Genomic DNA, 9,110 nt, shown 5'->3' with positions numbered 1-9,110 from the left:
ATCACTTCTTTGCATCTTTGTGGGGATATGTGAAATTGGAGGTTCTTAAACTCAATTCTAAGCTCAATCATTTTGCTCTCAAATCCAAATTGTATATTAAGGCTTTGCAGCAATCTTACTTGGAATGGCAATCCCTGAAACCTTTTTAGACTTCTGCGTAAGGTGAGTTACTAAGTCAGATGCTATTTTTTCGAGACGGTCATCTCTCACAATTAGCTGATACTGTCTCGCACATTGACGCTCTAATTTCTTTTCTGCCTCTTCATCGAGCATCGCCGCTTCGACTATCTGCTCCATATCGCCGTTAATGTCTTCATTGGTTAACTGCAATTCTGGAATTCGATTTTCATAGAACAAAGGAACGGTTGCACCATCTTCTACTGATTGCTTAAAGTTGTAGATACTGACGTAATCGCCAAATACTTCTTTTGTTTTCTCTTCACCAGAAATTAAAGGTGTACCTGTAAAGCCAATAAATGCAGCGTTAGGGAGGGCATTACGCATATTAAGGGCAAACGTATCATATTGACTTCTATGAGCCTCATCAGCCATTACAATGATGTTAGAGCGGTCTGACAGTTTAGGGTAAGTAGTTCCTTTTTCTACCCTAAATTTCTGGATTAAAGTAAAGATGTAGCGATGGTCTTCTTGTAGTAGTTGTTTTAGATGTTCTGCACTATCTGCTCTGACATCGGTTTCAGGCTCGGTCACTGCTCCTGAGTAAGCAAAGTTTTTGTAAATTTGCGAGTCTAAATCATCTCTGTCAGTGATAATAATAAACGTCCAGTTCCCTAATAGCTTGCGTAGGATTTTCTGAGCAAAGAAAACCATTGAGTAGCTCTTTCCTGAGCCTTGAGTATGCCAAAAGATACCTAGCTTGCCTTGATTGTGGCTAATTTGGCTTACGGCTTCAATCGCATTATTGACCCCTAGTAGTTGATGGTTTTTAGCAATGATTTTAGAGGTTGTACCACCTGAATTGTTGAAAATGGCGAAATTTTCTATATAGTCGAGTAGTTTGTCAGGGTCGCAAGTGCCTCTAATCATAGTGTCTAGCGAGATAACCCCTTCTTCACCTTCACTATTTATCTTTTTCCATTCGCTAAAATGGGAATACTCAGCCGTAAGGCTACTGATTTTGCTCTTGCTGCCATTGGACAGAATAATTAAGGCGTTGTACCAGAAAAGCTGTGGTATCGACTCTTTATAGTCTCTAAGGTTGTTTCTATAGGCATTGACTAGCTTTTGATGGTGTGCTTTGAGTTCGATAAATACTAACGGAATACCATTAACAAAACCGATTAAGTCAGCCCTTCTAGTGTAAGTTTCACCTGTAATCCAAAATTGAGAAGCTAGGAAGAAATCGTTATTTGATGCGTTATTCCAGTCAATAATTTTGACTGTTTCGACTGTTTCAGCGTTGTTATCATCTCGATAACGAACCTTTACCCCAGATTTCAATAGTTGATAAATTTCTTGGTTGGCATTAACAAGACTTAGAGAGTTACGACTGTTCGTTATTTCTTCTATGGCAAGTTGTAAAGCCTCATCAGGTAAGCTAGGATTTAATCGCTGAAGTGATGGCAGCAACTTAGAGACTAAAACAACCTCATCTTTGCTCTTTCTGCCTAGAGTGCTATTATTAGCCCCTACAGCCTCATTAAAGCAGTTTGAGGTAGTCCATCCTAATTGCTCAAACACAAGCCTTGCAGCTTCTTCTAGGGCTTCTTCTGAGTCTGGATGAGGTGCTTTAGTCATGGCTAGTTAAAATACTGGTTTGCAAAGGTTAAAAATAGATTTGCTCTTTCAATTTGTTCTATGGCTTCTGTTTCAGTTGTGGTATAGCTTGCATCATAATCGCCTCTAAGTCTTGATTGTTCTGACTCGATAAGATAGCGATGAAACTCTGAAGGAACGCGATTTGTCTTAGCGAAGTGTTCGCCAAATTTGCTGATTACTGCGGAATGTTTGGAAAAAGATAAGCCGTCTTCTATTAGAAATGCTTCTGCTATGTAGAACATGGCGTAGTAGGCGCGAGATACCCCAGAGTCATGCAAACCCTCATCAGTTAGTATTTGAGCGGCTTTAATGCTGTTTGCTGCTTTTGTAAGTAGCTGTTGTTGCTCGGTTGTCATATTGGTATCCCCTCTCGCTTAACATTACGCATAAGGGCTGTATTTTGCTCTGAGAACTGTTGAGCGGATACAAACACATTATTAATCAAAATATTGTTTTCTAGGCTCAGGTGCGCTATAAACCCACCTGTACGCTTGATTTCTGTCCATGAGTCAACTTCATCTTTGAGTACAACCAAAATATCAATATCAGAGTCTTGGTTAGCTTCGCCTCTGGCTTGCGAACCAAATAGAACTAGGCTATGCAATCTATCTGCGTAAAGTTCTTTCATGTAGAGTTGTAGTTTTTGCAATATTGGAGATAGTTGCTTTGTCATGGCGTTTAGGCTGCTATTTCTATGGTTTCAATATCAAGTTTTTCTACGTCAATTTCGCCTGAGATAAGTTTAGGTAAAAGTAAATCACGGGTTTTTCTGAGATTAGCATTTTTTGACTGTAAAACTTGAATTTGACTAAACAGACTGTCAATACAACCTGAAAATTTCCGTTGTAAATCTTGACTAGATAAAGTTATAGCAATGTTGTTTAAAATGCCCATAGTAAGAAACTTAGTTGCAGCACCAATCGATATACTCTTAAGATGCTGAAGCTGTTCCTTAATAGCAAAATAAAAATAGTAATTTGAGGCTCTATTTTTATCAAGCGTGCGGATAATATACGTTCTTTGGTAAACATCAAATTTTCCATTAAAATAGTTGATATGAAAATTACCATTGGCATTGTTTCCTGCAAGCAAGATACATTCTGTATCAAAGGAATAAGTATCTGTCCTTAAAGGTTCTTTAGAACAAGTAAAGAAGGGATAAATCCCGTTTTCTATAGCTGCATTTGAATTTAATTTCCCTGTCTCAAATGAAACTAAATCTCCTAACTTTTTAACCTCCCACCCTTCAGGGATTAACCCCAACTCAGACTCAACCATCTTCACATTTTCATGATTAGGAAAGCGGAAATTAACAAACCACTCACGATAGAGCATCTGCGCCATTTCTTCTAAAATCTTTATGCGTCTAGTGTTGTTTTCGATGAGGTCATCATAGGCTGATAGGATAGAGGCGATTTTTTTCTGGGTGAGTAGAGGGGGTAGGTTGATTTTTAAAGATGCTAGGCTGTCTTGTGAGACATTTATAATTGCTGAACCGCTTGAGATTCCAATAATAACTTTACGATAGTATTCTGAGCGCAAAAGATATGAAAGAAAAACAGGACTAGCATCTTTTTGGGTAAGACGAAATCGGATAACAAATCCGCAATGAACTACTTCTTTATTAGTCCCTTTTGCCATACTTACAACGCCAACACCTTCACGCTTGACTGAAGACCTTGAGAAAAAAAATATCGCCTTTATGTACATAAAATTTCTCAATCCCTTTTTGCATTGATAGGTTTACTTTGTCTAATGAATCAAAATTAATGAAAGGGATATCAGTAAACAAATCCTTTACATTGATTAATCTTATCCCTTGACCCTTATCTGCTCGTTTAAAATTAACTCCATTCTTAAACTCACCTAAAGAGCCAAGTTCTATTTCTTTCCATGATTTTTGTAATGTCATTAAATGCTCCCTTCCAAAAGTAAAGCAATATTTTCAGCAATATTTACCTCTAACTCTCTAGCCTCACTATTCAAGACCTCTAGCTCTTCATTCAACTCCTCCAATCTTTCAGAGAAGATAAAATTATCTACTTCTCTTTCTGTCACTCCCACATATCTACCAGCATTCAAACTCCATCCCTGAGATTCAATCTCATCAATAGTCGCAATCTTACACAAACCAGCAATGTCAACATAAACATTATCTGGAAATTTCTCATCTAGCAAAGCCTGACTACCATTAGTTACTTCAACTGCTTCACTTCGATATAACCTAACAATATTCGCTAAAAACTCGATTTGCTCAGGTGCAAACTCTCGATGTGCGCGGTCAACTTGTGTATAAATATGCCTAGCATCAATAAACAAAACCTTATTCTTTCTGACACTCCCACTTTTCCCCTTATCCAAAAACCACAAAGTGCAAGGCAAAGTAACCGTATAGAAAAAATTCGACCCAACAGCAACCATCACATCGACAGCACCAGCCTGAATCAACTTTTTGCGAATCTCTAGCTCAGACCCTCTCGCATCACTAGCTGAATTTGCCATAACAAACCCAGCCCTACCTTTAGGACTCAAAGCACTATAAAAATAATGAATCCATAGATAGTTAGCATTATCAGCTTTTGGCATTCCAAACGCTTTAAGCCTTTTGTCACTCTCGATTCTATCTTTATCGACTTTATCCACATTAAAAGGCGGATTAGCCATCACAAAGTCAAACTTACCTAGGCTCTCATGGATATCATCGTAATAGCTGTTACCCTCCTTGATATCGCCAGATAGACCATGTACCGCTAAGTTCATGTGACAAAGCCTTACAGTCTCATCTACCTTCTCTTGACCGTAGATACTGATTTCAGCATTAGGTTTCTTCCTATGTCTTTCGACAAAAAAAGCACTTTGCACAAACATACCGCCAGAACCACAGGCAGGGTCAAAAATCCGACCGTGAAAAGGCTCGATGATTTCTACAATTAGTTTTACTACTGAGATAGGCGTAAAGAACTCTCCTCCTTTCTGCCCCTCACTCATGGCAAACTTACCTAAGAAATATTCATAGATTTTGCCAAAAGCATCACCCTCTAGGTCAGCCCCCATATCAAGCTTGTTAAATTTCTTCAGAAGCTCAACTAACAAGTTATTTTCTAACTGGTTGTATGTTTTCGGTAAGACATTATTTAGAGCAGGATTATCAAGCTCAATCGCTCTCATCGCCTCATTAATGGCTTTACCAGTGTTTTCCCCTTCTGGCAAGTCGAGCAGCCTAGAAAACCTTGCTGTATCAGGTAAATACATTACCCCTTTAGCTTGATAGTCAGTCTTAGTAATTGCCCTTCTACTGCTACCTTTACTTTTTAGCTCTTCTTCTGCCTTAGAAAATTTCCAGTCAGCATACCTTAGAAAAATAAGTCCTAAGACTGGTACGGAATATTCTGATGATTTTAGTTTTGAGTTTGCTCTGAGTTCATCTGCGGCTTCCCATAAACGTTTTTCTAAGTCAGTTGTATTAGCAGCCATAGCGGACAATCAAAAAAATATGCTTACTTATTTACTCTTTATTGAAGAGTCTCGGTATTATCTCATATTTGCGCTAGGTTAAGACCATAAAAAAGCTTCAAACACTATATATAAGGGGGGTATGGTATTGAGTCAGAAAAAAGAGGTTTGGGTTTTCCTGAAAAAATTTCCTTGCAATTCAAGGCGAAAATAATCATCAGTTTATTTCTTGTAGAAATACAAAAAACATAGATAAATCTCTATGGATTTGCATCGTATGTAAGTAGTGGCAATAGAAAGCAATATTTGAGGGCAAATTTTATATTAGCTATCTGTGCGAGTTGAAGATGTAGACCAACATTAAGTGGGTTTTGAAGCGCGACTAAGCCTTACTGCAAGCCACTTTACAAAATTTTTTGCCTAGAGTATAATTAGATGCTCAAAATAAAAAAGCCGTTGTTAACGGCTCTACCTATATCTTTTTACTTGTTACAGGTAAGCAAGATTGAATTTTGATTTTTAACTTATTGGTACGGAATTGGTACGGAAAAATTATCTAGAAGCTGAAACGTATGGGCGCTGAGGGACTCGAACCCCCGACATTCTCGGTGTAAACGAGACGCTCTACCAACTGAGCTAAGCGCCCTTCTTTACAGTCGTTTTTTCGACCTCATTTAATATAGCAGATAGCGTTAACTTTTTACTAGTATTTTTAAAAAAAATCAAAAAAAAGGGCAAACCTTCGGACAGTAAGGATTTCAGCAATGCAAGAACGATCTAGGACACCCCCCTCGCAAGATAAGAACTAATTTTTTGGATTTACGTCCTAGGTAAAGCTTACATTGCCATGCAAAGCAAAAGTGCTATTTCTTGATTGGGAAGGAAACATTACACTAGAGAAACGGCAAAGTTTTCTAAACTAGACTGGACATACTCCCTTCCCGCTATAAAATTAGACATTAAAAACCAAGAATTAGCGTTGCGGCGCTTTGCGCTGCAACGTCTAAATTTTCACTGGGAAGGGAGTACCAACTCAATAAGATCTTAAAATAAGTACAGTAATAAATAAGTACAGTAATAAATAAGTACATTAAAAGGTTCGTTGATAATTTCCTAAGCAGCTTAGATTTAATTGCCAAACTTAAAATATATATTTACATGTATTTACTAATATGCAAAAAACTAATATGCAAAAAACTAATATGCAAAAAAACAGTGGTTCAAGAAAATCTTGGGAATTGATTCTTTGGATAATACCTATAGGCATAGTCACAATTATCTTTTATTCCATAGCTTTTTGCTTCTTAGACCAAACCCCTTCACTTAGTAAAGGGGTTGAAGTCTTTTCGATTAATATGGGTATTGCTGGAGCTTCTTTAACAGCAGGCGGTTTACTTGGATTCCTTTTTGGTATTCCCAGATCTGAATCTATAAAAACTCAATCTAATGAATCCAATGAATCAGTAAATCAACCTAGTGCAAAATATGGAGATAATGACAGCTTAGAGCAAATTTCAGACTGGCTGACTAAGATTCTTTTAGGAGCAGGATTAGCACAAATATCCTCAATTTCAGAAGTTCTAACAAATTTATCAAATCGTATCGATTCGATAATTAGTGGCAGTAGTCTTGGACTGTTTGGAGTATTGATTTTTATTATTTATGTTATTAGCGGTTTTGCTGGAGGTTATCTTTGGTCGCGATTTTCTATTAGAACAGAATTATCGCGCCGAGACAAAGATCTATCAGACATGATTCAACAAAATGTTGTTGTTGAAGTTGATAAAGTTCGCGATGAATTGAAAAAAGATTTTGAGGTAATGCAAGAAATTTATGAACAAATTGAGCCATCTGCTCCTCAAGTCGAGCCGAAGCAAGAAGAAGAAATTGTGCATAATTTAAAAGCCTTATTCTGTGATAAGGCATCAGAGCGAGTAAGGCTCGAAGTTTTTAGGCAAATACAGGATATTCGCTCGCAAAATTGGGAAAACAATAAACTAAGAATGGCTAAAACAATCCCTGTTTTTAAAGCACTTATTAAAGCAGAAACAGATTCGCCTGTATTTAAAGGCAACTTTCATCGTGTTTTAGCTGAATTAGGCTTTGCAATTAAGGATAAAGCCAATCCGAATCCAGATAATTATAAAGAAGCTAAAGCATTTCTAGATAAGGCAATTAAAGAGCGTGATAAAGAGATTCGTATTTCGGACATGGAAAAACGACCATGGCTAGCATATTATGAGTTCAATTATATATATTGCATATTTGGCTATATGTCAGACGAGCAATTAAGCCAAGACAGTAATGTGCGCAATGATATTAACAGAAAACTTGAAAAAGTTTACAAGGCTAAGCTTCTTAAAAATATATTTGACAGAGATCAAAGAGATATTACGCAAAGAATTCGAGCTTGGAGTCAAAGTAATACAAATAATGTAATTGATATAAAGCTTACTTAATCCAAATTTATAGGATGTTTATTCATTGACAAGCTTATGGGCGATTTTATTGGTGCGTTCGATTAACATCGGGAGATCGAGGGTAATTAATTGACCGCGATCCACCACCTTGCGACCATTGATAAAGCTGTAGTCTACCGATGGGACGGGACAAAATATCAACGCTGCGACAAGATCGTGATGTGCGCCAGCAAATTGCGATCGCTCGATATCAATAGCAATAAAATCTGCTGCCATATTTGGGGCGATCGCGCCAATATCTTCCCGTCCCAGCACCCTCGCACCACCAAGGGTAGCAACTTCTAAAATCTCCCGCGCACTCATCGCGGTAGGATCGCAGTCCTTCACCCGCGCCAATAGAAATGCCGTTCTTGCTTCTTGCAAAAGATTACCCGTGTCACTGGATGCTGAGCCATCAACCCCCAGACCGACGGGAACTCCGCGATCAAGCATTTTCCGAATCGGGGCAATGCCACTGGCGAGACGCATATTGCTACAAGGGCAATGGGCAACTCCCGTTCCCGTTTTTCCAAATTTCAAAATCGAATCATCACTCAATTTGACACAGTGAGCATGCCACACATCATCGCCCAACCAACCGACAGACTCCGCATAGTCTCCAGGAATTTTGCCAAATTTAGCTAAACTGTAATCCACATCAGATTGGGTTTCCGCAAGATGGGTATGCAGTCTAACACTGGTATAGGAACGCGCCATCTTAGCAGACTCTCGCATTAAATCCGTGGATACGGTAAAAGGCGAGCAGGGTGCTAAGGTCATCCTTAGCATGGAATAGCGCGAGGAGTCATGGTATTGCTCGATGAGCCTTTGGGAATCCTTGAGAATATCAACTTCTTTTTCGATTAAGTGGTCGGGAGGAAGTCCGCCTTGGCTCTCACCAACACTCATGCTGCCGCGACTCGCATGAAATCTCATCCCGATCGCTTTAATCGCCGCAATTTCATCATCCAATTTGCAGTCGTTGGGATAGATATAAAGATGATCGCTAGCCGTAGTACAACCCGATAAAATTAGTTCAGCAGCTGCCATCTGCGCCCCAGTATAAATACTTTCGGAAGTTAGATTTGACCAAAACTTGTAAAGGTTTCGCAGCCAATTGAATAATTCACAATTTTGGGCAGCGGGCAAAACTTTGGTAAGAACTTGATAAAAATGATGGTGGGTATTCACCAACCCTGGCAAAACGATATGTTTGCCCTGTAAGTCCAAGACTTCATCGGCAGTTTGTGGCAATTCGACCGTTAATCCTACCTCCTCGATCGCATTATCCCTAACAAATATGGCAGCGTTATGCAGTTCGCGGCGATCGCGATCCATTGTCACTAGGGTATGAATATTTTTGACTAGAAGGGTTGCCATAGTTATATTTTTAGTTTTGGTAAGTAGCTAGTAGGCAGT

The 9,110-nt window shown here is 38.6% G+C and carries 8 protein-coding genes and 1 tRNA gene; 1 reads left to right on the top strand and 8 read right to left on the bottom strand.

Features of this window, described 5'->3' with window-relative positions:
- Positions 1 to 96 precede the first annotated feature (96 nt).
- The 7 genes from AC805_RS03320 to AC805_RS03290 all read right to left on the bottom strand — a co-directional run bounded on the left by AC805_RS03320 (position 97) and on the right by AC805_RS03290 (position 5,878).
- Positions 97 to 1,758: a type I restriction endonuclease subunit R gene (locus AC805_RS03320; RefSeq protein WP_082429387.1), complete on the bottom strand. Its 1,662-nt coding sequence runs from the start codon at positions 1,756 to 1,758 to the stop codon at positions 97 to 99.
- Between the two features lie 2 nt (positions 1,759 to 1,760).
- The gene (locus AC805_RS03315) at positions 1,761 to 2,135 is read right to left on the bottom strand and encodes a HEPN domain-containing protein (RefSeq protein ID WP_055074095.1); all 375 of its coding nucleotides are present in this window, start codon (positions 2,133 to 2,135) and stop codon (positions 1,761 to 1,763) included.
- Positions 2,132 to 2,452 (bottom strand): nucleotidyltransferase domain-containing protein, encoded by a 321-nt coding sequence (locus AC805_RS03310; RefSeq protein WP_055074094.1) that lies wholly within the window; start codon positions 2,450 to 2,452, stop codon positions 2,132 to 2,134. Before AC805_RS03310 ends, AC805_RS03315 begins: the two co-directional genes overlap by 4 nt.
- Positions 2,453 to 2,457: 5 nt before the next feature.
- Positions 2,458 to 3,420, bottom strand: coding sequence for a restriction endonuclease subunit S (locus AC805_RS03305; protein WP_055074093.1), 963 nt, complete (start codon positions 3,418 to 3,420; stop codon positions 2,458 to 2,460).
- 19 nt (positions 3,421 to 3,439) lie between these two features.
- Complete coding sequence (locus tag AC805_RS03300) at positions 3,440 to 3,691, bottom strand: hypothetical protein (RefSeq protein ID WP_055074092.1); 252 nt, start codon at positions 3,689 to 3,691, stop codon at positions 3,440 to 3,442.
- Entirely contained in the window at positions 3,691 to 5,253 is a 1,563-nt protein-coding gene (locus tag AC805_RS03295) for a class I SAM-dependent DNA methyltransferase (RefSeq protein WP_055074091.1), read from the bottom strand. Before AC805_RS03295 ends, AC805_RS03300 begins: the two co-directional genes overlap by 1 nt.
- A 552-nt stretch (positions 5,254 to 5,805) precedes the next feature.
- Positions 5,806 to 5,878, bottom strand: a tRNA-Val gene (locus AC805_RS03290).
- Positions 5,879 to 6,419: 541 nt separating this feature from the next.
- On the opposite strand from AC805_RS03290, the gene AC805_RS03285 reads away from it, so the two are divergent.
- Positions 6,420 to 7,691 carry a hypothetical protein gene (locus AC805_RS03285; RefSeq protein ID WP_156341295.1) on the top strand — a complete coding sequence of 424 codons (1,272 nt, stop codon included), beginning with the start codon at positions 6,420 to 6,422 and terminating at the stop codon, positions 7,689 to 7,691.
- A gap of 18 nt (positions 7,692 to 7,709) precedes the next feature.
- On the opposite strand, the gene AC805_RS03280 is transcribed toward AC805_RS03285, so the two are convergent.
- Positions 7,710 to 9,071 carry an 8-oxoguanine deaminase gene (locus AC805_RS03280; RefSeq protein ID WP_055074089.1) on the bottom strand — a complete coding sequence of 454 codons (1,362 nt, stop codon included), beginning with the start codon at positions 9,069 to 9,071 and terminating at the stop codon, positions 7,710 to 7,712.
- Between the last annotated feature and the right edge of the window lie 39 nt (positions 9,072 to 9,110).

Source organism: Pseudanabaena sp. 'Roaring Creek' (assembly GCF_001402795.1).
Taxonomy (GTDB): Bacteria; Cyanobacteriota; Cyanobacteriia; order Pseudanabaenales; family Pseudanabaenaceae; genus Pseudanabaena.
This window is presented reverse-complemented; position numbering and strand designations above follow the sequence as displayed.